The sequence below is a fragment of the Hafnia alvei genome, assembly GCF_034424155.1.
GTDB classification, from domain to species: Bacteria; Pseudomonadota; Gammaproteobacteria; order Enterobacterales; family Enterobacteriaceae; genus Hafnia; species Hafnia alvei.
In genome coordinates, this window is the sequence record NZ_CP139992.1 from 674,279 (window position 1) to 695,728 (window position 21,450).

A 21,450-nucleotide genomic window follows, 5' to 3' on the forward strand; every position below is an offset into this window, starting at 1 on the left:
CGGCGCTCACACGAACGCCGTTTTTGCGAGTGACGTGACTATGGCTTTACAGCGTTACACCGCTCTTAAAAATGGCCAGCTCACGGAAGTCATTAATTTCGTTACGCGTCTGATGACCATTGGCAATATTGACGATCATATCGATGAATGAAGCCAATAGCTGATCCATGGTTTTACCGTGCAACAACTGACCCGCATCGAAGTCGATCCAGTGCGGTTTTTTGGTGGCGATTTCGGTATTGGTCGCCAGTTTCACGGTTGGAACGAAGCCGCCGTATGGCGTACCGCGACCGGTACTAAACAGCACCATATGGCATCCGGCTCCGGCCAGCGCGCTGGTGGCAACCGCATCGTTGCCCGGTGCACTTAGCAGATTCAGCCCCGGCGTTTTTAACCTTTCGCCATAGCGCAGCACGTCGATAACCTGACTCTGTCCTGCTTTTTGTGTACAGCCTAAGGATTTCTCTTCCAGCGTGGTGATACCGCCTGCTTTGTTGCCCGGAGACGGGTTTTCATAAATAGGCTGGTTGTGTTCGATGAAGTATTGTTTGAAGTTATTAACCATGTCGACGGTCTTTTCGAACGTTGATTCATCGCGGCAACGGCTCATCAGAATACGCTCAGCGCCAAACATTTCAGGCACTTCGGTGAGAACGCTGGTGCCGCCGTTGGCGATCACATAATCGGAGAAACGGCCCAGCAGCGGATTAGCGGTAATGCCGGATAAGCCATCAGACCCCCCGCACTCTAAGCCAAATTTCAACTCGCTGAGTTTGCCCGCTTCACGGCGATCGTTGCGCATCACTTGATAAAGCTGATGCAGATGTTCGATGCCGGCTTCAACTTCGTCATCCTGTTGCTGACATACCATGAAATGCACGCGGCTGGCATCGTATTCACCCAGCGTGTCACGGAAAGCCGCAATTTGGTTATTCTCACAGCCCAACCCAACCACCAGGACAGCTCCGGCGTTAGGGTGGCGCACCATGTTTTGTAGCATGGTGCGGGTATTGATGTGGTCGTCGCCCAACTGTGAGCAACCAAATGGATGAGTAAACAAATAAGCGCCGTCGATGCCTTCTGCATCGCCGGTTTCCTTCAAAAAACGGGTTAACATCTGACGAGCCATCCCGTTAACGCAGCCAACGGTAGGCAAGACCCAAAGTTCATTGCGGATCCCTACATCGCCGTTTTGACGGCGGTAGATCTGTACGTCACGATCGACCATCTGCGCGGGAAGATCGGCAAAATCTGGCTGGTATTGGTACTGATCCAGATCGTTGAGGTTGGTTTTCGCATTTTGCGAATGAATATGTTCACCCGCGGCAATCGCCGTTAAGGCATGGCCGATGGGCAAGCCATATTTCACAATCATCTCACCCGATGCTAACGGCGTGAGGGCAAATTTGTGCCCACGAGCAATGTCGCTCAGCAGATGGATGGGCTGTGATTCCACGCTAAGGGTTTCACCCGCGTTGAGATCGCGTAGGGCAACGGCGACATTATCCAGTGGATGAATTTTAATAACGCTTGGCATATTTTGCATAATTCAATTCAGCTCAGGCAGTAACGGATAATGATGAAACGGCAGAACGCATACCGTGCTGTTCAATTTGCTGTAAGTATCCGGTGATGGTTTGGGTCATTTCAGGGATCTGGTTAAGATCTTGTCCCCAGTGGTCGGCCTCGCTCAGGATTTTTTGCACGAAGCTTTCCAGACTTTCACCGCCTGCTTTTACTGCGCTCCAGCCAGAGTGATAACGCTCGAGCCAATGCGCATCATCTTGCAATGGATAGGTTTCGCCATCGCGCTCGCCACGGTAGAACGCGATCAACGCGGCAAGTGCAAAGCATAAACGCTGGGGCAGTGTGCCCGTTTGCTGCTGGTAAGCCAGCACCTGAGGCAGAATACGGGTGCGGTATTTCGTCATACCGTTTAACGCAATGGATAACAACTGATGCTGAATGAACGGGTTACGGAAACGGCTTAGCACTGCGTCAGCAAATGATTTCAGTTCATTGGCAGGCAGATCGAGCACCGGTACGATCTCTTGGCTAATCGCTTTCTCGACGAACTCGGTTATCTGAGCGTCGTTCATGCTTTCGCCCACGGTGTTAAGTCCGGCTAAGAATGCCACTGGAACCAATGCGGTGTGAGCGCCGTTCAGGATTGCTACTTTGCGCTCTTTATAGGGCTTGATGTCATCCACGATGCGAATGTTTAGCGGTTTATGATCCTTGGCAAAGGCATCTAAACGAAGCTCTTGAGCCAGCGACTGTGGGCCTTGGATGACAAACAGATAAAAGTGCTCTGCGGTATCTAAAAATGCGTCTTGATAGCCCAGCTCTTTCGTCAATGCTTCGACTTCGTCGCGCGGATATCCGGTCACGATGCGGTCTACCAACGTTGAGCAGAACGTGTTGCTTTGCTCTAACCACTGAATGAATGCTGACGGTAAATCCCACTGCTGAGCGTAGCGCAACACCAGTTCGCGCAGCGCTTCACCGTTGTAGTCGATTAACTCGCATGGCAGCAATACCCAACCTTTATCGGCTGCGCCGTCGAAATGGCAAAAACGCTCGTACAGTAAGCGTGTCAGCTTGGCTGGGAAGCTGGCTGGTGGGGTATCGGTCAGCTTATCTTCGGCGACATAGCTGATGCCTGCTTCGGTGGTGTTCGAAAACACAAAGCGGATGTTGGCATCATGCGCCAGTGCCAAATAAGCATCAAAGTCCTGATACATATTGATTTCGCGGTTCACGCTGCGAATAATGCGAGACTCACGAACGGCTTCGCCTTGTTCGTTTAAACCACGAATAATGGTGGTAAACAAACCGTCCTGTGTGCTGAGTGACGGCGGGAAATCGCTGTTTAGTGGGCGAACAACCACCACGCCCGCATTCAAATCGGTATGCTCATTCAGCAGATCCAACTGCCAGTCTACAAACGCACGTAGGAAATTGCCTTCACCAAACTGAATCACTTTGTCTGGGTGCTGGCGGCCGGGAAAATCACGACGATTAAGAGTTTGCATTCTGGATCTACCTCAGAGGGGCCGCGATTTGGCGGCCTTCAACATATAAAAGGAACAAGCGTTGGGTGTTATACCCTTCATACTTCAAGTTGCATGTGCGTTGGCTTTCCTCGCTCACCCTAGTCACTTACTCAAGTAAGCTCCTAGGGATTCACTGCGTTGCCGCCTTCCTGCAACTCGAATTATTGTGGGTATAGAAAAAAAGGGGCGGCTAAACCGCCCTAGGATAATTACAACTCAATCGCAAAATAGTTTTTGGCATTATCGAAGCAGATGTTTTTCACCATATTACCCAGCAATTCGATATCTGCCGGTGCTTCACCGTCGGCCACCCAACGTCCAATCATTTGGCACAGAATGCGACGGAAATATTCATGACGGGTGTAAGACAGGAAGCTGCGGCTATCGGTGAGCATGCCAACAAAGCGGCTCAGCAAACCCAACTGGGCGAGTTGAGTCATCTGGCGTTGCATACCGTCTTTCTGATCGTTGAACCACCAGCCAGAACCGAACTGCATTTTCCCCGCCATGCCTTCGCCTTGGAAGTTACCAACCATGGTGCCGATGACTTCGTTATCGCGTGGATTCAGGCAATAGATAATGGTTTTGGCTAGGCCACTAGAGCGGCTTTGCGCATCGAGCAAGCGAGAAAGAGCAAAGGCCACCGGCGCGTCATGGATAGAGTCAAAACCGATATCAGGGCCAACGGTTTCAAACATGCGAGAGTTGTTATTACGCAGTGCGCCAATGTGGTATTGCTGCACCCAACCGCGCTTATGGTATTCGGCACCCAAGAACAGCAGTACGGCCGTTTTAAACTGGGCAACTTCTTGCTCAGTTGGCATTTTGCCTTCTAGGCGGCGGGTCAGAATACCGTTCAACGTGGTTTCGTCGGCTTCGCCGTACATAACCACATCAAGTGCGTGGTCAGACACCTTGCAGCCATGTGCGGCAAAGTGGTCCATCCGGATTTTAAGCGCATCGCAGACATCGCTGAACTTACGGATATCAACGTCAGCCGCGGCGCTCAGTTTTTGCATATATTCTGGGAAGATCGCGGCATCAATGTTAAATGCTTTATCTGGACGCCAGCTCGGTAGCACTTTGACGTCAAAGCTGCTGTCTTCCGCGATGATTTTATGGTGGCTCAGATCGTCAATAGGATCGTCCGTCGTCCCAACCATTTTGACATTCATCTGCTTCATGATGCCGCGAGCGCTGAATTCTTCGCGCTCTAGCAGCGCATTACAGCGATTCCAAATGTCGTCTGCCGTTGCGCCAGAGAGCAGGGTGCCGGTAATGCCAAATGGGCGACGCAATTCTAGGTGTGTCCAGTGATAAAGCGGGTTACCAATGGTATGAGGAACGGTTTCAGCCCATGCTTGGAACTTCTCACGATCGCTTGCGTCACCGGTGCACAGGCGTTCGGCAACGCCGTTGGTGCGCATCGCACGCCATTTGTAGTGGTCGCCTTTCAACCAGATGTCATACAGGTTTTTAAACCGATAATCCTGTGCAATTTGCTCAGGAGGGAGATGACAGTGATAGTCAAAAATTGGCTGTTCAGCCGCGTACCCGTGGTACAGGCGGCGCGCAAACTCGGTATCAAGCAAGAAATCTTCGGTTAAAAACTGCGACATAATCGGGTTCCTCAGGAGCGTAACGCTTCGGTGAGCTATTCTTTTGCGGCTAAAGTTATCACACCAATTGTGGCGCTCGTCCAGAACTTTTTCCGCGATTAGCCTAATGAAAGCGACAAAACAGAATAATTACTCAGCACTTTCGCTTATGAAGCCACTTTTCTGCGTGGCTAAAGTGTGTGTTTATTATTCCTTAATCCAAAAATGGTTTTTGTGATGGCTCTCAACTTTTAAATCTGTATGACAAGTTATCTTAGCCACCGCTGCGAAATGAGTATTGCCCTAACCAATCATGAGAAGTGGTTTGACCAATATCTATTTACCAAGCACCAGAAAACCAATTCAAAGTCGGAACAGGAACGTCCGAACTTTCCATCTAGAGCCGTAGTTTTAGAACCACAGCGCAGATGAATAAGGTAGATGCGTACCTCACACGTAACGCTATCACCGTTTCAATATGGAGAGTTATTACGCGGCGCAGTCACAAGCGCGGTTCATTGCAGCCTTGCACACATCGCCAAAGGCGTTCCACAAGGCAGAGTTCTAAGCCCAAACAATTTCAAGGTGTCGGAAGTCGGCCAATGCTGATGTCGCTTGAAGGTTACGGGATATACTGGGAGAGAGTTTAAATGCGTAAAATTAAAGGCTTACGCTGGTACATGATAGCCTTGGTTACCGTGGGGACTGTATTAGGTTACTTAACTCGTAACGCCATTGCCGTTGCTGCGCCGACCTTACAAGACACCATGCATATCACCACCCAGCAATACTCTTATATTATTGCTGCGTATTCTGCGTGTTATACCATCATGCAGCCTGTTGCGGGCTACGTGCTTGATGTGCTGGGAACGAAGGTGGGTTATGCACTGTTTGCCATCCTGTGGGCGGTATTCTGTATGGGGACCGCATTAGCCAGTAGCTGGGGTGGTTTGGCTATCGCACGTGGTGCGGTGGGTATGGCTGAAGCCGCGATGATCCCTGCTGGGCTGAAAGCCTCTTCCGAATGGTTCCCGGCGAAAGAGCGTTCTATTGCCGTTGGCTACTTTAACGTAGGTTCATCGATTGGTGGGATGATCGCGCCTCCATTAGTGGTATGGGCTATCGTGGCACACAGCTGGGAAATGGCCTTCATTATTACCGGTGCACTCAGCCTGATTTGGGCAATCTGCTGGTTAATCTTCTACAAACACCCGAAAGACCAGAAAAAACTGTCTGATGAAGAGCGTGATTACATCCTGAATGGTCAGGAAGCACATCACCAAACCAACAACGCTAAGCGTATGTCTGCATGGGAAATTCTGCGTAACCGCCAGTTCTGGGGTATTGCCCTGCCACGTTTTCTGGCTGAGCCTGCGTGGGGGACTTTCAATGCCTGGATCCCTCTATTCATGTTTAAAGCTTACGGCTTCAACCTGAAAGAAATTGCGATGTTTGCTTGGATGCCAATGCTGTTTGCTGACGTTGGTTGCGTGCTGGGCGGCTATTTGCCTCCGCTGTTCCAGAAATATTTCAAAGTAAACCTGATTGTTTCGCGTAAGTTAGTTGTCACCATGGGGGCGGTTCTGATGATTGGCCCAGGCATGATTGGCTTGTTCACCAGCCCTTATGCGGCAATCGCCCTGCTGTGTGTCGGTGGTTTTGCTCACCAGTCTCTGTCTGGCGCTTTGATCACGCTATCTTCCGACGTCTTTGGGCGTAATGAAGTGGCGACGGCCAACGGCTTGACCGGGATGGCCGCATGGACCGCGAGTACCATGTTTGCTCTAGTCGTCGGGGCATTGGCAGATACCATTGGCTTTAGCCCGCTGTTCGCAGCATTAGCGGTCTTCGACCTGCTGGGCGCACTAGTCATCTGGACGGTGCTGCAAAACCGTACGGCGGAAGAAGTTGAGGCTGCATCGGGTCATCAGAAAGCAACGGTGTAATTTATTTGATGTACTAACGGTTTAGCTTATCGACCGTATCCTTAAAATCCGCCGTTTATCGGCGGATTTTTTTATCTGCATTTTTCCCTATCACCAGAGCGTTGGGCTCTCTGGTGCCCATATTGGAAAAGTGGTATAACAGATTTAAATCTGCATGTATCACAGCCTTTGCCCACTCTTAACCTTAATAGAGCACCATAAATGGAATTCACAGAACCCAGAAGACTGTACCAACAGTTAGCCGCAGAGCTGAAACAGCGCGTCGAATCAGGCGTTTACCCTGTGGGTGAGAAACTGCCAGCCGAGCGTTATATCGCCGAAGAGATGAACGTGAGCCGCACCGTGGTTCGCGAGGCTATCATCATGCTGGAGGTTGAGGGCTATGTTGAGGTGCGTAAAGGTTCGGGCATCCATGTCATCAGCAATCAGCCAAAAACGCTGGTTCAGCCTAATCGCAATATTCAGTTTGCGAGCGCAGGGCCGTTTGAACTGCTGCAAGCACGCCAGCTGATTGAAAGTAATATTGCCGAGTTTGCGGCAACTCAGGTCACCAAGCAGGATATTGTGGCGCTGATGGAAATTCAGGAACATGCGCGTCAGGAAGATCGTTTCCGTGATTCTGAATGGGATTTGAAATTTCACGTACAGGTCGCTTTGGCCACGCAAAACTCAGCCATGGCTACGATTGTGGAGCAGATGTGGAGCCAGCGTATTCATAATCCATATTGGCTAAAACTCCATGAACATATCGACGATGTGTCGATCGAAAGCTGGTGTGAAGACCACGACAAGATCCTCAAAGCGTTGATGCGTAAAGATCCCTACGGCGCGAAAGTGGCGATGTGGCAACATTTGGAAAATACGAAGCAAATGCTTTTCCAAGCGACCACCGATGACTTCGAGTTTAACGTCGATCGCTATCTGTTTGCCGAAAACCCCGTGGTGCATTTGGACGGCGTAACCAACGTCAAATAATTTCACCTAAATGATTGTGCGTTGTAAAGAATCGTTGGCTTAATCTATAATTCAATCGGTGATGGTGCTCCACCGTTGGTTGCTCAATTCTCGGCAACTAAAAACCGCCAAAAGAGTTTTCTCTTTTCGCTGATGACGCCTGGCAGAAGTTTGAGTTTTATTTCTCTGTTTATTCAGAGCGATAGCGCTTGGCTGCCGGGCTGAAATCCTCTCCCTGTGGTTAATCAAATCGCCTCTGCTGACAGTCTTCATCTATAACATGCTTGTTATTATCAAGGAGCACGCCATGAGCTATGGCTTAACATTACTGATTGTTGCCTTTGGTGGCGCAGTGGGAGCTATTACCCGTTTTCAAATCACCAACTGGTTCAACGGTTGGTTTGGGAATTCATTCCCTTACGCCACGCTGACGGTGAACGTTGTGGGGTGCTTTATCATGGGGTTATTGGTTGCGGCGCTAAATACTGGCACGCTAATTTCTCCTCATTGGCGTCCACTGATTGCGGTTGGTTTTCTGGGGGCGTTAACCACTTTTTCTACGTTCTCGTTTGATACCTTGGCGCTGTTTACTCAAGGATTCTGGCTGCGGGCAGCCATGAACGTTATTTTGAATCTGGTGCTGTGCATGATTGCGGTTGCTGCAGGCTATGCGCTGCTGAGCCGTGGCTCTATGCCGGGTTAATCAGTATCAGTCTGTCTAGCCGTGTTTATTGAGAACGTAGATTTATTGAGAACAAATAGGTAAACACGGCATAGTTCATTGATCATACTAATACCTACTTTTTTCCCTTCTGGTTTTCTTTTCTTGAACCTCGCGGAAACCAGAGGCAAATAAGCACCTATATCGCTCAATTCGTCGCGATAAATGCGTATTTTCTGCTGTTTCCTAGACGGTGATTTTGCTACAGTTAGCCGACTTTTTTCTGCATATGTCTGGAAGCAACAAAATATTGAAGCGTCTTTCGTCTGCCACCGTTATGTTACTGTTGTTATGCTGGGTCAGTGTGGCCTCTGGCAAGCAAACGGCTTGGCATTCGCACAATGCGAATCACTATGCTATTCCAGCCTACGTTGTTAAAGCAGATAGCGATTTAGGCGAAATATTCACAGATAGTTTGTCCATGTCGGTCATGCAACCGTCAGATGAACCAGCGCAATATCTTTCTCGTAAATCGAATGCGCGGAAGCTGGCGGCGCTACTGCGCCTCCATATGCAAACAGGTTCAGAACAAGGGCGAATGCTGCCTAAGTTACCGGATGCTCCTCTACCGCTGCGCGCGGAAATTCCCTATTTTGAAGCTTCTCGACAATATAGCGGCGAGAGCGTTTCTCTTGCTCTATTACGAACATTACAGCTTCCCCCGCATCAAAATCGGCTGGGTGGCTGGAAAGAGAGTAATATTCTATACAGAGGCAAGCTGACGTATGACCAACCGGATGCCAAGCGCACGTTGGTTAACTTTAGCTAGCTCCCTGACTCCATCGTCCTTTGTGACGTCCATGAGATGAGCTGGCGGATGGACCTTCCGAATTTTCAGTTAGGAATACTCGATGGATATGATTAACGAATTGATACATGCCCTGTGGCAACAGGACTATGAAACACTGGCGAACCCATCGCTGGTGTGGACGATTTACGGCATTTTGTTTGTGATTTTATTTCTGGAAAATGGTTTGCTGCCGGCGGCCTTTTTACCGGGCGATAGTTTGCTGATCCTCGTCGGCGTGCTGATTGCTAAAGGCACCATGGGCTTTGGCATGACCATCTGTGTTTTGACCACTGCGGCCAGCCTCGGCTGCTGGGTGGGATATATCCAAGGACGATGGTTGGGGAATACCAGACTGGTGCAAAAGTGGCTTTCTCATCTTCCTGCGCATTATCATCAGCGCTCGCATCATCTGTTCCATAAACACGGCCTTTCGGCGCTGCTGGTTGGGCGTTTTCTTGCTTTCGTGCGTACGCTGTTGCCGCTGATCGCGGGTCTTTCTGGTTTAAGCAGCACTCGCTTCCAGTTCTTTAACTGGATGAGCGGTTTCCTGTGGGTCATTATTTTGACAACGCTAGGCTATGTGCTGGGCAAAACCCCGCTGTTCCTGCGTTACGAAGACCAGCTGATGTTCCTACTGATGATGCTTCCGCTGGTACTTCTGGTGGTGGGATTGGTGGGCTCATTGGTCGTGTTATGGCGTAAAAAACATACAACGACACAGCCTGAGCAAAGGAAATAACGTGACTCTGCTACTTATTCAGCGGCTTGGATGGAAGCGTGCTTTACTGCTTTTTGTATTGATCGTCGCTGCATTTGCATGGTGGGTTGTGCCACATTTGGTGCACAAAGAAACCACGCTGCAAATCAGCGCGACGCAGTCTGGTTTAGCGACGCCCGATGGTTTTTTTGTCTATCAGAAACTCGATGAGCACGGCATCAGCATTAAAAGCATCACGCCAGATGGAAACGGCTTGTTGGTTCATTTAGCTAAGCCTGAACAGCAGGATGAGGCAATGCACGTGTTGCAGACGGTGCTGCCGCGTGGCTATAGCATTGCGTCTAAAACGCATCGGCGCACGCTATTCCAGTCAGCCGAAAGTGACGTCAAGGATCCTCCCAGGCAACCGAGACTTAGCAGCTAAACATTAAAAACAGAGCCTTATGGCTCTGTTTTTGTTTTTAAGGATTGTCTGATTTTTCGATTATCGGCTCCCATTTTTGACTGCAAAGCACCTATTATTTAATGATAGTGATAAGTAATCGTTAATAATTGCAGGTTATAGTTATAACGGTCGGGCGCACTCCAGTGACGAGGTTATGCGTATCGAACCCTAGGCTTGTTTCGATGATACAAAGACATATGTCCCCGGAGTGGGGCACTTTTAAACTCAATAAGGACTTTTCATGACATTCAAAAAAACCGTACTTTTAGCTGTGACCGTTGCTTCTTTGGGCATGATGAGCGCGGCCGCTAATGCGGCGGCGGTGACCTGCGCGAGCAAGCAGCAAAGCATTGAAGAGCAGATCCAATACGCCCAACAGCACAACAACACACATCGCGTTGCCGGTTTGCAGAAGGCGCTTAGTGAAGTGAAAAGCAACTGCACTGAAGCTGGGCTACGTGCCGATCTGCAAAAGGACGTAAAAGAAAAACAGCAGAAAGTTGCTGAACGTCAGCAAGAACTCAGCGAAGCTCAGCAAACCGGAAAAACTGACAAAATCAGTAAAAAAGAGAAAAAACTGGTCGAAGCTCAAGACGAGTTGAAAGAGGCGCAGCAGGCGTTAGGGCAGTAATTAACGTCAGTAAAATGCCGAGTTTTTTCATACCAAAAACGGCAGATACAGAAGGATATGTGGCAATTACCTTTGCGCTCATGGAAAAAGCTCGCTATGTTAAAAGACCATATCAGTAAAGTTAAGGAGTCTAGGAATGGCTAACGATTCAACTTCCGAGCAATTACGTGCCGAACTGAAGTCCCTCGCCGATACCTTAGAAGAGGTTCTGAATTCTTCTACCGACAAGCCGAAGGCCGAGCTGGAAAAAATCCGCGCGAAAGCTGAAAGCGCGTTGCAAGGTAGCCGTGCGCGCTTGAACGCGGCCGGTGAGAAAGTGGCTGCACAAACCAAAGAGATCGCAGATCGTGCAGATAGCTATGTTCATGACAATCCTTGGACTGGCGTTGGCATCGGCGCAGCGGTCGGTGTGGTGCTAGGCGTTCTATTGGCTCGCCGCTAATGCCTGCTGATAACACCACTTCTCAGGGCCCCGCTCGCGGGGTTCTGAGTACCGCTCAGCGCATTGTCACCATTATTGTTGGCATGGTGGAAACTCGGCTGCGTTTGGCCGTGGTGGAGCTGGAAGAGGAAAAGGCTAACGTTATTCAATTGCTGATGATGGCAGGCATTACGCTGCTGTTTACGGCATTTGGTTTGATGACGTTGCTGGTTCTGCTTTTCTGGGCAATTGATCCGGCCTATCGCTTGATGGCTTTGGGGATCACCACCGCAGTTTTACTGGGTCTAGCATTAATTGGGGCAATTTGGACTATCACCAAAGCTCGAAGATCAACGTTGTTAGGAGCCACTCGGCACCAGCTAGAAATTGACCGAGAGTTACTGGAAGAGGATCGCAAGTGAGCCGTAATCGTCAAGAACTCGCCTTAGAGAAAGCGCGTCTGCTGCGTCAGGTTCAGCAGCAACGTCTTGATTTAGCTGGTGAGCGTCGTGCATGGTTACAGCTCACGGCGAAATTCGACCACCGTATTTCGGCCGTGATGCGGTTACGCAAATTTATGCTGCTAGGCTCAAGCCTACTGGCGCTATATGGCGCTCGTCATCCGGCTAAAACCGCTCGCTGGACGCGTCGTGCATTCAGCGTATGGGGCGTTGTTAAAGTAGTACGCAAAGCGTTTTACTCAAAAGCCTAACTAAATTCCGCTCTCTTCAGACCTATAAAAATCCCACAAAAATCCTGCGTATTTATCTAAATTAAAAGTAATAACTTGCGAAATCACTCGCGTGCTATCTTTTAACTTATTGTATTTGATTATTTTCTTATAACTTTTTGACTTCAGTTTTTTTGAAGAATTCCAGCAATTTTACTCGCTAACACTCCTTCATGCTTTGTCCTAGTATTAGCCCATCGAGAGAAACGCGCTCCACAATATGGCTAACGCCACATGGATTGCACGCCTCACACCGAATAGCGCTGCATAAGCGGCAACATCAAATTGTCTGGAGCATGAAAATGAGCAACAAATTAGAAAATATCGCACTGCTGGCCGCCCGTATCCTGATGCCAATCCTGTTTATTTCAGCGGGTTGGGGCAAAGTGACTGGCTACGCTGGCACACAGCAATACATGGAAGCCATGGGCGTTCCGGGCGCACTGTTGCCGCTGACGATTCTGTTGGAGCTGGGTGGTGGTTTAGCCGTTCTGTTCGGTTTACTGACTCGCACTACCGCACTGTTTACCGCAGGCTTCACGATTCTGACCGCGTTCCTGTTCCATTCGAACTTTGCAGATGGTGTTAACCAACTGATGTTCATGAAAAACCTGACTATCGCTGGTGGCTACTTGGTTCTGGCCGTTGCAGGCCCAGGCGCATTCAGCATCGACCGTTTACTGAACAAAAAATGGTAATGACTTACCTTTCTACAGCTCGAATGATTTAGAGTAAAAAGGGCTATAGTGAGATAGTAAAGGGGCGAACACGCCCCTTTATGCTTTGGTATAAAGTCACTTCCCTGCAAATGATGGGCACAATCAGGAGGATTTATGGGACAACTCGTTGACGGTATCTGGCAAGATATCTGGTATGACACCAAATCTACCGGTGGACGTTTTAAGCGTTCAAACGCGCAATTCCGTAACTGGGTCACTTCTGATGGATCTGCTGGCCCAAATAATGAACCGGGATTTAAGGCAGAAAAAGATCGCTACCATCTTTATGTCTCTTTGGCCTGTCCGTGGGCACATCGCACGTTGTTAGTCCGCAAGCTTAAGGGGCTGGAAACGCTGATACCTGTTTCCGTGGTCAGCCCGCTGATGCTGGAAAATGGTTGGACGTTTGAGCGCTCCTTCGCTGCCGCGACCGGTGACGAACTCTATCACCATGATTTTCTCTACCAGCTCTATCTACAGGCCGACCCGCACTATACCGGACGCGTCACTGTCCCTGTACTGTGGGATAAACAAACTCAAACCATCGTCAGCAATGAATCTTCAGATATCATTCGTATGTTTAATACGGCGTTTGATGATTTGGGCGCAAAGCCGGGTGATTTTTATCCGTCGGAATTGCGTGCTGAGATTGATGAGCTCAATAGTTGGGTTTATGACACCGTTAATAATGGCGTCTATAAAGCAGGGTTTGCGACGTCGCAAGAGGCCTATGATGAAGCCGTTAGCGCGGTATTTGCCTCATTAGATAAGCTGGAAAACATTCTTGCCCGTCAGCGTTACTTAACCGGTGAGCGTTTAACCGAGGCCGATCTTCGTTTGTGGACGACGTTAGTGCGTTTTGACCCAGTATACGTGACGCATTTTAAATGCGATTGGCAGCGGATCAGTGACTATCCGAATCTGTATGGATTCCTGCGTGATATCTATCAGATGCCGGGTATTAAAGAGACGGTCAATTTGGAACACATCCGTAATCATTATTATCGCAGCCATAAAACCATCAACCCAACGGGCATTATTTCGATCGGGCCAAGGCAAGATCTTGATGCTCCGCACGGCCGCGATAAGCGTTAAAAAAAGCCCTGCAAAAGCAGTAACACCTTTCACTTAAGTGTGATTTTAGGGGAAGTACACCGATGGGGTCGTAGCAGCTTTAGCTGCCGACAACTTTGCTTGGAGCAAAGTTGAACAACGCTTTAGCGTTGGCCCTCTGGGAGGAACACAGGGATGTGTTCCTTAACCGCCCCGCGGTGTGCTAGCCCCGTGTATCTCGATCTCTTAAACGAACGGCGTTATGCACAAGCAGGGCTTTTTGATTTCTCATAAATACAGCGCAGGGCGGATAATTTGCTTTACGCCACGCTGGGCAAGCGCGGTGGCAAGCGTTTCAATATCTTCTTTTGTGGCACTTTGCCATGCTTGTGCATCACCGCGAACACCATGATGATGAAAGGCGTTGAGGCGTACAGGAATATCACCGAGCGTGGTAATAAACTGCGCTAATTCATCAACATGCTGCAGGTGATCGCTATGCTGTGGGATCACCAGCAGGCGCAGCTCGCTGAGCTTGTCATGTTTTGCCAACCACTGAATGCTTTGTTTGACCCTTTGATTATCTCGCCCCGTCAATGCTATGTGGCATTCGCTGCCCCACGCTTTAAGATCAATCATGGCACCGTCCATCCATGGTGCGATTTTCTCCCAGCCAGTCGTGGATAATTCACCGTTACTGTCGATTAGGCAGGTTAAATGCTTGAGCACTGGCGTGGATTTAATCGCGGTGAAGAAGTCACATAAAAACGGCAGTTGCAGCGTTGCCTCACCGCCGCTAACCGTGATGCCATTGATAAACAGCGCATTGCGTTTTACCTGTGCCAAAAGAGAATCTACGCTGTAGCGCTGCACCATTGGGCTGGATTGGCGTGTGCAGGTTTGCAGGCAGGTATCGCATTGCTGACAGGCTTTCTCATCCCAACGCACACGCCCATCTTCCAGACGTAATGCCTGATGAGGGCAGGTCTCTACACAGTCGCCGCAGTGGTCACAAAGACCAATCGTGTAAGGATTGTGGCAATTCTTACAGTTTAGATTGCACCCTTGCAGAAAAATGGCCAAGCGACTGCCTGGCCCATCGACGCAGGAGAATGGTAAGATCTTACTTACCGAAGCGCATCGATTGCTCATGGCTAATCACTCGTGGCTGGCGTTGCATGATCCCGGTATTCTTGGCCGCTTCCTCTCCTAACCACGTGGTATTTAGTCGTGAGCCTTCCACATTGAATTTTTCAATATCAGACAGACGCACCATGTAGCCGGTGATACGAACCAAATCGTTACCGCAGACGTTGGCGGAAAACTCACGCATACCGGCGGCAAAACCACCGAGGCAAAGCTGCATCATGGCTTCAGGATTGCGCTTGATGGTTTCTTCCAGCGTTAAGATGTCGCTGATGCCCGATGTGTAATGCGCATGGTGAGGGGCCACGGTCATCAAATGGGTAACGGGATCGGGTTCTGTGCCGTAAGGAATTCGAGCGCCCGGCGTGGTGCCAATGTCAGAGCTAATACCCGATTGGGCATGCAGCATGGCACGCTGTTTCCAGCCGTGTTTAACCGGCGTTTGTGCCACAAACTCGGCCAGTTGTTCACTGATACGATAGCCAAGCTGATTCGCCTGTTCGCTTTCGCCGTAAACACCCGGTAAACCGTCTTTCTCCTGCAAAATATTCACCGCTTCCGCTAACGCATAAATCCCAAACATAGGCACAAAGCGCTGAGGATCGATTAAACCTTCTTTTACCAAGAAGCTTTGCTCAAAGAAATGCGATTGGTTGTAGAGGAAGTCGGTTCGAGCATCAATAATATTAATTTGCTGGCGACAATAATACGGTAGCTGGCGGGTAAAGAAGTCCTGTGAAGACTCGCTGCGTAACGCAACCTGCTTCAAATTAATACGAACTAGCGTGTTTCCGCCGCCGGCAAGTGGCAGAGAATTGTAACAGCTGACGATACCGTAGCCGCCTTTTGTGAAAATATTATCATGCACAGGGCCGTTGGCGATGTGAGGCTTACTGCATTCACAAATGTTTTTAGCGGCCTGAAGTAGCAAAGATTCAGGTGTGATTTGTGGATCGTAGATAAACGTGAGGTTAGGCGCAACCTGCTTTAGCTCGGCATCTACGCGTAAAATCAGGCGAGTCAGTAGGTTATCTTTCGGCCCAATGTTGGCATGCATAAAAGCATCTGGCAAAGTGCGATCCAGGTAACGCCAGAAACGTTTTATGCGGATATATAATTCGTTTTCTGTTAGAATTCCAACATAAGGCAGCAGTAGGCTGTCTAAATGGCCGAGAAATACCGGCATAGAGGTAACGGAAGGGACATGGTGGTACAGGATGCACAGCATATTGAGTGCGTCGTCAAAATCCTGCGCTGGTTCCAGTTCCAGATATTCGGAGCCCTGTGACAAAAACTTGACGTAATCCGGCAGAACGTAGCGTGGTTTGTACGGCGCATGCCCTTCAAACATATCGCAAATGACGTTCTCATCCAGTGCCTGACGGGCTTCTGGTGGTAGATTGGGATACGGTAGGGCGTTCTCGGCCTCTAGAGCCAAAAAGTGACGTTTTTGCTCTGGAGACAGCGTTTCGCTGGTCGCAATGTGCTGGCAGCGCTGTAGGAATGCAGGTAGTACAGAAGTATCGGTGGAATTCGTCATAACGCCTCTCCGCGGGCAATAGTGCTGTTTTATCGTCATTCTAAAGAGGATAAGCCAGCGATCTATTGATCCTGATATAGGCCATGAGAAGGTAATGCGTTTTTCATCCATATAAGAGGTTATTTCGTGATGTTAATCACATATAATCTCGAGTTGTTACAGTTGGTTTTTCATCTACTGTGACGATGAGCACAAATGTGACGGAGGGTTTGTGTTCAAATAGTAACATATGATGTTGACCATGAAGGGCCACATGCGGTGAGATGGATCTCAGTTGCTTTCCGGTCAGAATGACGGAACAGAATCTTCAAGGAACCAAGTCCGCTCGCCAACGTATTGGGATACCTTCAAGGCTTTCGCGTTTATCGTGAACTGTGAAGCCTCCGAGCCCTAAATCATTGTGTCTGAATCTAGGCAAAGCCAGTTCAGCCCAGTTGGAGAGTAAAATGACTGATTTAAAAGTTGCTGCAAAACGTGCGTTACAGTTGATGGATTTGACCACCCTGAACGAAGACGACACCGACGAAAAAGTGATCGCTCTGTGCCATCAGGCAAAAAGCCCAGCTGGTAACACCGCAGCAGTTTGCATCTATCCACGTTTCATCCCAATTGCGCGTAAAACTTTGCGCGAGCAGGGCACTCCTGAAATTCATATCGCTACCGTGACTAACTTCCCGCACGGTAATGATGATATCGCTATTGCACTGGCAGAAACCAAAGCGGCTATCGCTTACGGCGCCGACGAAGTTGACGTGGTATTCCCATACCGCGCGCTGATGGCGGGCAACGAGCAGGTTGGTTTCGACATGGTTAAAGTCTGCAAAGATGCCTGTAACGAAGCTGGCGTATTGCTGAAAGTGATCATCGAAACCGGCGAGCTGAAAGACGCTGCGCTTATCCGTAAAGCATCTGAAATCTCTATCAAAGCGGGTGCTGACTTTATCAAAACCTCTACCGGTAAAGTACCAGTTAACGCCACGCTGGAAAGCGCAGAGATTATGATGACCGTGATCCGTGATATGGGCGTAGCCAAAACCGTTGGCTTCAAGCCTGCTGGTGGCGTTCGTACCGCTGAAGATGCTGCAGAGTATCTGGCTCTGGCGGGTCGTTTGCTGGGTGATGACTGGGCTGATTCGCGTCACTTCCGTTTTGGTGCTTCCAGCCTGTTGGCAAGCCTGCTGAAAACGCTGGGCTACGATGCTAAAGGCACCGGCAGCGCTTACTAATTCAGTTTTTGTCTAACTGTTTTTCGCCGCGGCGGTTTCGTCGCGGTGATACTTATTGTTTTATTTAAATTATTTGTTCGATACCCAAAATGATTGACGTTGCATCAAGGCGGCAAACATAGCCAACGTAGCGGCAACTTCAAGCAGGAAGGGGCGGGGCGTTCCGCAGAACATACCTCTTTAACCTACACACATATCCAATGTCTTGAGCATGCGCTCTAAGTTCTAAGGATATAATCAGCAGGGGGATACAACCTTGTTCCTAGCACAAGAAATTATTCGTAAAAAACGTGATGGCCACGCGCTCAGCGAGGAAGAAATTCGTTTTTTCATCAACGGTATTCGTGACAATACCGTCTCTGAAGGTCAGATTGCCGCATTGGCGATGACCATCTTTTTCCACGATATGATCATGCCTGAACGCGTTGCCCTCACCATGGCAATGCGAGATTCCGGTACGGTTCTGGACTGGAAATCATTGAATCTAAACGGCCCGATTGTGGATAAACACTCCACCGGCGGCGTGGGTGACGTGACTTCATTGATGCTTGGCCCAATGGTGGCGGCATGCGGTGGTTATGTTCCGATGATTTCTGGCCGTGGTTTAGGCCATACCGGCGGTACGCTGGATAAGCTGGAAGCGATCCCAGGATTTGACATTTTCCCTGACGATGCGCGTTTCCGTAAAATTATTTCTGAAGTGGGTGTGGCTATTATCGGCCAGACCAACTCTTTGGCGCCGGCAGATAAACGTTTCTACGCGACGCGTGACATTACCGCGACCGTTGACTCCATTCCGCTGATCACCGCGTCTATTTTAGCCAAGAAATTGGCAGAAGGACTGGATGCACTTGTGATGGACGTAAAAGTCGGCTCCGGTGCCTTCATGCCTACTTTCGAGCTCTCCGAAGCGCTGGCGCAGTCTATCGTTGGCGTGGCTAACGGCGCAGGCTGCAAAACAACCGCGTTACTGACTGATATGAATCAGGTTCTGGCGTCAAGCGCCGGTAACGCCGTTGAAGTTCGTGAGTCCGTGCAGTTCCTGACGGGTGAATACCGCAACCCGCGCCTGTTTGAAGTGACGATGGCTTTATGCGCCGAGATGTTGATTTCTGGTAATTTGGCCGCAGATCCACAGGACGCACGCAATAAACTGCAGGCGGTATTGGATAACGGTAAAGCTGCAGAGATCTTTGGCCGCATGGTGGCAGCACAAGGCGGCCCAGCTGATTTTGTTGAGCGCTACGATAGCTACTTACCGCAAGCCACATTAAGCAAGCCGGTCTTTGCTGAACACAGTGGTATTATTACTGCTATGGATACCCGCGAACTGGGTATGTCAGTGGTTGGACTGGGCGGCGGGCGTCGCCGTGCGACAGACAGCATCGATTACAGCGTCGGTTTAACTGATATGGTTCGTTTGGGCGACAGCGTGGATGCGCAGCGTCCATTGGCGATTGTGCATGCGTCCAATGAAGAAGATTGGCAACAGGCTGCTCGTGCAGTACGCAGCGCAATTGTGTTGGGTGACAAAGCTCCGGCAGAAAATCCGGTAGTTTATCGCCGTATCACTGAGTAAACGCCATACTTAACGGGTGTTGGTTAAACCAGCCTTAGGATTAAAACCAGAGAGTCGCCAAGTTTGCATCGGCTCTTTGGTCACAGCGCTGAAGCGCAGGAGAGTAAGATGAAACGTACATTTATCATGGTATTAGACTCATTTGGTATCGGTGCGAGTGAAGATGCTGAACGCTTTGGCGATGTGGGTTCCGATACGCTAGGTCATATTGCTGACGCCTGCGCGCGCGGCGAAGCAGATATTGGTCGCAAAGGCCCGCTGACCCTGCCTAACCTGAGCCGTTTAGGTTTAGGTAAAGCGGCTGAAGAATCAACCGGCCGTTTTCCACAGGGCTTGGATAAAAACGCTGAGATCATCGGCGCGTATGGCTATGCGAGCGAGCTCTCTTCCGGTAAAGATACGCCGTCTGGTCACTGGGAAATTGCGGGTGTTCCTGTTCTGTTCGATTGGGGCTATTTCTCCGAGCATGAAAACAGCTTCCCACAGGAACTGTTAGATATTCTGGTTAAGCGCGGCAACCTGCCGGGCTATCTGGGCAACTGCCACTCTTCTGGTACTGTGATTTTGGATCAGTTGGGCGAAGAGCACATGAAAACCGGCAAACCGATTTTCTATACCTCTGCTGACTCTGTATTCCAGATTGCTTGCCATGAAGAAACCTTCGGGCTGGATCGTCTGTATGAGCTGTGTGAAATCGCACGTGAAGAGCTGACTAAAGGTGGTTACAACATTGGCCGTGTGATTGCACGTCCATTCGTGGGTGACAAACCTGGCGAGTTCAAACGTACCGGCAACCGTCATGACTTAGCGGTTGAGCCACCGGCACCAACCATGCTGAAAAAGTTGGTTGATGAGAAGGGCGGTGAAGTGGTTTCTATCGGTAAAATTGCTGATATCTACGCTAACGTCGGGATTACGCAGAAAGTGAAAGCGACCGGTATTGATGCGCTGTTTGATGCAACGCTTATCGAGATGGAAAAAGCGGGCAATAACACCATTGTGTTTACCAACTTTGTTGATTTCGACTCCTCTTACGGCCACCGTCGTGACGTCGCAGGTTATGCCGCTGCGCTTGAGCTGTTTGACCGCCGTCTGCCAGAAATGCTGAAATTAGTGAAAGATGACGATATCATTATCTTCACCGCTGACCACGGCTGTGACCCAACATGGGAAGGCTCCGACCATACCCGTGAACACATCCCTGTTCTGGTTTACGGACCTAAAGTGAAACCGGGCTCGTTGGGCCATCGTGAAACCTTCGCAGATATTGGCCAAACCGTAGCAAACTACTTTGGTCTGTCTCCGATGGATTACGGTAAAGTGATGTTTTAATTTCTGAGCGCCACCCGGCTTTGATGAGTCGGGTGGCGTTTCATTTCATAGTTAGCTTGATATTTAGACTTACATACCAAAAGGATACGAATTATGGCTACGCCGCATATTAATGCCGAGATGGGTGATTTTGCAGACGTTGTGTTGATGCCGGGCGATCCGCTGCGTGCAAAACACATTGCTGAAACTTTCCTGCAAGACGTCCGTCAGGTAAACAGCGTGCGCGGCATGCTGGGCTTCACCGGTACTTATAAGGGGCGTAAGATCTCCGTTATGGGTCACGGTATGGGTATCCCATCATGTTCTATCTATGCGAAAGAGCTGATCACTGATTTTGGCGTGAAAAAAATCATCCGCGTGGGTTCATGTGGCGCAGTGCGCATGGACGTTAAACTGCGTGACGTGGTTATTGGCATGGGGGCATGTACTGACTCTAAAGTTAACCGTCTGCGCTTCAAAGACCACGACTATGCAGCGATTGCAGACTTCGACATGGTGCGTAACGCATCTGACGCAGCGAAAGCCAAAGGTATCAATGCACGCGTAGGTAACATCTTCTCTGCTGACCTGTTCTACACGCCAGACCCGTCTATGTTTGACGTGATGGATAAGTACGGCATTCTGGGTGTGGAAATGGAAGCTGCGGGTATCTACGGCGTTGCCGCTGAATTTGGTGCGAAAGCGCTGACTATCTGCACCGTGTCTGACCACATTCGTACCCACGAGCAGACCACTGCTGAAGAACGCCAGACCACGTTCAACGACATGATTGAAATCGCGCTGGAATCCGTTCTGCTGGGCGATGCGGAAGAAGCTGCTGCTAAGTAATAGCGGATAGCTGGAAT

The 21,450-nt window shown here is 49.6% G+C and carries 21 protein-coding genes; 16 read left to right on the top strand and 5 right to left on the bottom strand.

Translation table 11 applies throughout. The annotated features are described in order from the left end of the window. Positions 1-46: 46 nt before the first annotated feature. From U0008_RS03170 to uxaC, 3 genes are all read right to left on the bottom strand, one after another. Entirely contained in the window at positions 47-1,537 is a 1,491-nt protein-coding gene (locus U0008_RS03170; RefSeq protein WP_043491005.1) for a UxaA family hydrolase, read from the bottom strand. A gap of 22 nt (positions 1,538-1,559) precedes the next feature. Continuing rightward, positions 1,560-3,035 (bottom strand): tagaturonate reductase, encoded by a 1,476-nt coding sequence (locus U0008_RS03175; RefSeq protein ID WP_043490879.1) that lies wholly within the window; start codon positions 3,033-3,035, stop codon positions 1,560-1,562. 230 nt (positions 3,036-3,265) lie between these two features. Beyond that, complete coding sequence (gene uxaC, locus U0008_RS03180; RefSeq protein WP_043490882.1) at positions 3,266-4,675, bottom strand: glucuronate isomerase; 1,410 nt, start codon at positions 4,673-4,675, stop codon at positions 3,266-3,268. A gap of 629 nt (positions 4,676-5,304) precedes the next feature. On the opposite strand from uxaC, the gene U0008_RS03185 reads away from it, so the two are divergent. The 12 genes from U0008_RS03185 (at position 5,305) to U0008_RS03240 (ending at position 13,824) form a co-directional block, all read left to right on the top strand. Then, entirely contained in the window at positions 5,305-6,600 is a 1,296-nt protein-coding gene (locus U0008_RS03185) for an MFS transporter (protein WP_043490884.1), read from the top strand. A 201-nt stretch (positions 6,601-6,801) separates the two neighbouring features. Further along, positions 6,802-7,575, top strand: a complete 774-nt coding sequence (gene exuR, locus U0008_RS03190; protein ID WP_043490886.1) for a transcriptional regulator ExuR — start codon at positions 6,802-6,804, stop codon at positions 7,573-7,575. A 286-nt stretch (positions 7,576-7,861) separates the two neighbouring features. Then, positions 7,862-8,257, top strand: coding sequence for a fluoride efflux transporter CrcB (gene crcB / locus U0008_RS03195; RefSeq protein ID WP_025799091.1), 396 nt, complete (start codon positions 7,862-7,864; stop codon positions 8,255-8,257). A 268-nt stretch (positions 8,258-8,525) separates the two neighbouring features. Continuing rightward, complete coding sequence (locus U0008_RS03200) at positions 8,526-9,044, top strand: hypothetical protein (RefSeq protein ID WP_046449784.1); 519 nt, start codon at positions 8,526-8,528, stop codon at positions 9,042-9,044. Between the two features lie 82 nt (positions 9,045-9,126). Next, complete coding sequence (locus U0008_RS03205; protein ID WP_040046218.1) at positions 9,127-9,804, top strand: DedA family protein; 678 nt, start codon at positions 9,127-9,129, stop codon at positions 9,802-9,804. 1 nt (position 9,805) lies between these two features. Then, entirely contained in the window at positions 9,806-10,207 is a 402-nt protein-coding gene (gene mzrA, locus U0008_RS03210) for an EnvZ/OmpR regulon moderator MzrA (protein ID WP_043490888.1), read from the top strand. Between the two features lie 262 nt (positions 10,208-10,469). After that, positions 10,470-10,859, top strand: a complete 390-nt coding sequence (locus U0008_RS03215; RefSeq protein ID WP_025799099.1) for a DUF1090 domain-containing protein — start codon at positions 10,470-10,472, stop codon at positions 10,857-10,859. A gap of 136 nt (positions 10,860-10,995) precedes the next feature. Next, positions 10,996-11,301 (top strand): ElaB/YgaM/YqjD family protein, encoded by a 306-nt coding sequence (locus U0008_RS03220; protein ID WP_004846778.1) that lies wholly within the window; start codon positions 10,996-10,998, stop codon positions 11,299-11,301. Further along, positions 11,301-11,702, top strand: a complete 402-nt coding sequence (locus U0008_RS03225; RefSeq protein WP_043490890.1) for a phage holin family protein — start codon at positions 11,301-11,303, stop codon at positions 11,700-11,702. The genes U0008_RS03220 and U0008_RS03225 overlap by 1 nt, the downstream gene beginning before the upstream one ends. After that, positions 11,699-11,992 carry a YqjK-like family protein gene (locus U0008_RS03230; protein WP_043490891.1) on the top strand — a complete coding sequence of 98 codons (294 nt, stop codon included), beginning with the start codon at positions 11,699-11,701 and terminating at the stop codon, positions 11,990-11,992. Before U0008_RS03225 ends, U0008_RS03230 begins: the two co-directional genes overlap by 4 nt. Positions 11,993-12,312: 320 nt before the next feature. Further along, entirely contained in the window at positions 12,313-12,708 is a 396-nt protein-coding gene (locus U0008_RS03235; protein WP_025799105.1) for a DoxX family protein, read from the top strand. 135 nt (positions 12,709-12,843) lie between these two features. Next, positions 12,844-13,824 (top strand): glutathione S-transferase family protein, encoded by a 981-nt coding sequence (locus U0008_RS03240; protein ID WP_043490894.1) that lies wholly within the window; start codon positions 12,844-12,846, stop codon positions 13,822-13,824. Between the two features lie 246 nt (positions 13,825-14,070). Here U0008_RS03240 and U0008_RS03245 read toward each other — a convergent pair whose 3' ends face one another. Then, the gene (locus U0008_RS03245) at positions 14,071-14,934 is read right to left on the bottom strand and encodes a YjjW family glycine radical enzyme activase (RefSeq protein WP_043490895.1); all 864 of its coding nucleotides are present in this window, start codon (positions 14,932-14,934) and stop codon (positions 14,071-14,073) included. Next, the gene (locus U0008_RS03250; RefSeq protein WP_043490897.1) at positions 14,906-16,468 is read right to left on the bottom strand and encodes a YjjI family glycine radical enzyme; all 1,563 of its coding nucleotides are present in this window, start codon (positions 16,466-16,468) and stop codon (positions 14,906-14,908) included. Before U0008_RS03250 ends, U0008_RS03245 begins: the two co-directional genes overlap by 29 nt. A 446-nt stretch (positions 16,469-16,914) precedes the next feature. On the opposite strand from U0008_RS03250, the gene deoC reads away from it, so the two are divergent. From deoC to deoD, 4 genes are all read left to right on the top strand, one after another. After that, the gene (gene deoC / locus U0008_RS03255; RefSeq protein WP_043490900.1) at positions 16,915-17,694 is read left to right on the top strand and encodes a deoxyribose-phosphate aldolase; all 780 of its coding nucleotides are present in this window, start codon (positions 16,915-16,917) and stop codon (positions 17,692-17,694) included. 256 nt (positions 17,695-17,950) lie between these two features. Further along, a complete protein-coding gene (gene deoA, locus U0008_RS03260; RefSeq protein WP_043490902.1) occupies positions 17,951-19,273 on the top strand; it encodes a thymidine phosphorylase in 1,323 nt (440 codons plus the stop codon). Positions 19,274-19,381: 108 nt separating this feature from the next. Continuing rightward, a complete protein-coding gene (gene deoB, locus U0008_RS03265) occupies positions 19,382-20,605 on the top strand; it encodes a phosphopentomutase (RefSeq protein WP_043490904.1) in 1,224 nt (407 codons plus the stop codon). A gap of 93 nt (positions 20,606-20,698) precedes the next feature. Then, positions 20,699-21,433 (top strand): purine-nucleoside phosphorylase, encoded by a 735-nt coding sequence (gene deoD, locus U0008_RS03270; protein WP_004846800.1) that lies wholly within the window; start codon positions 20,699-20,701, stop codon positions 21,431-21,433. Positions 21,434-21,450 lie beyond the last annotated feature (17 nt).

What these genes read in the sequence shown, in the direction of transcription:
- U0008_RS03170 (WP_043491005.1), bottom strand. Translation starts at nt 1,537, where the DNA reads ATGCCAAGCGTTATTAAAATTCATCCACTGGATAATGTCGCCGTTGCC.
- U0008_RS03175 (WP_043490879.1), bottom strand. Translation starts at nt 3,035, where the DNA reads ATGCAAACTCTTAATCGTCGTGATTTTCCCGGCCGCCAGCACCCAGAC.
- uxaC (WP_043490882.1), bottom strand. Translation starts at nt 4,675, where the DNA reads ATGTCGCAGTTTTTAACCGAAGATTTCTTGCTTGATACCGAGTTTGCG.
- U0008_RS03185 (WP_043490884.1), top strand. Translation starts at nt 5,305, where the DNA reads ATGCGTAAAATTAAAGGCTTACGCTGGTACATGATAGCCTTGGTTACC.
- exuR (WP_043490886.1), top strand. Translation starts at nt 6,802, where the DNA reads ATGGAATTCACAGAACCCAGAAGACTGTACCAACAGTTAGCCGCAGAG.
- crcB (WP_025799091.1), top strand. Translation starts at nt 7,862, where the DNA reads ATGAGCTATGGCTTAACATTACTGATTGTTGCCTTTGGTGGCGCAGTG.
- U0008_RS03205 (WP_040046218.1), top strand. Translation starts at nt 9,127, where the DNA reads ATGGATATGATTAACGAATTGATACATGCCCTGTGGCAACAGGACTAT.
- U0008_RS03215 (WP_025799099.1), top strand. Translation starts at nt 10,470, where the DNA reads ATGACATTCAAAAAAACCGTACTTTTAGCTGTGACCGTTGCTTCTTTG.
- U0008_RS03220 (WP_004846778.1), top strand. Translation starts at nt 10,996, where the DNA reads ATGGCTAACGATTCAACTTCCGAGCAATTACGTGCCGAACTGAAGTCC.
- U0008_RS03225 (WP_043490890.1), top strand. Translation starts at nt 11,301, where the DNA reads ATGCCTGCTGATAACACCACTTCTCAGGGCCCCGCTCGCGGGGTTCTG.
- U0008_RS03235 (WP_025799105.1), top strand. Translation starts at nt 12,313, where the DNA reads ATGAGCAACAAATTAGAAAATATCGCACTGCTGGCCGCCCGTATCCTG.
- U0008_RS03240 (WP_043490894.1), top strand. Translation starts at nt 12,844, where the DNA reads ATGGGACAACTCGTTGACGGTATCTGGCAAGATATCTGGTATGACACC.
- U0008_RS03245 (WP_043490895.1), bottom strand. Translation starts at nt 14,934, where the DNA reads ATGAGCAATCGATGCGCTTCGGTAAGTAAGATCTTACCATTCTCCTGC.
- U0008_RS03250 (WP_043490897.1), bottom strand. Translation starts at nt 16,468, where the DNA reads ATGACGAATTCCACCGATACTTCTGTACTACCTGCATTCCTACAGCGC.
- deoC (WP_043490900.1), top strand. Translation starts at nt 16,915, where the DNA reads ATGACTGATTTAAAAGTTGCTGCAAAACGTGCGTTACAGTTGATGGAT.
- deoB (WP_043490904.1), top strand. Translation starts at nt 19,382, where the DNA reads ATGAAACGTACATTTATCATGGTATTAGACTCATTTGGTATCGGTGCG.
- deoD (WP_004846800.1), top strand. Translation starts at nt 20,699, where the DNA reads ATGGCTACGCCGCATATTAATGCCGAGATGGGTGATTTTGCAGACGTT.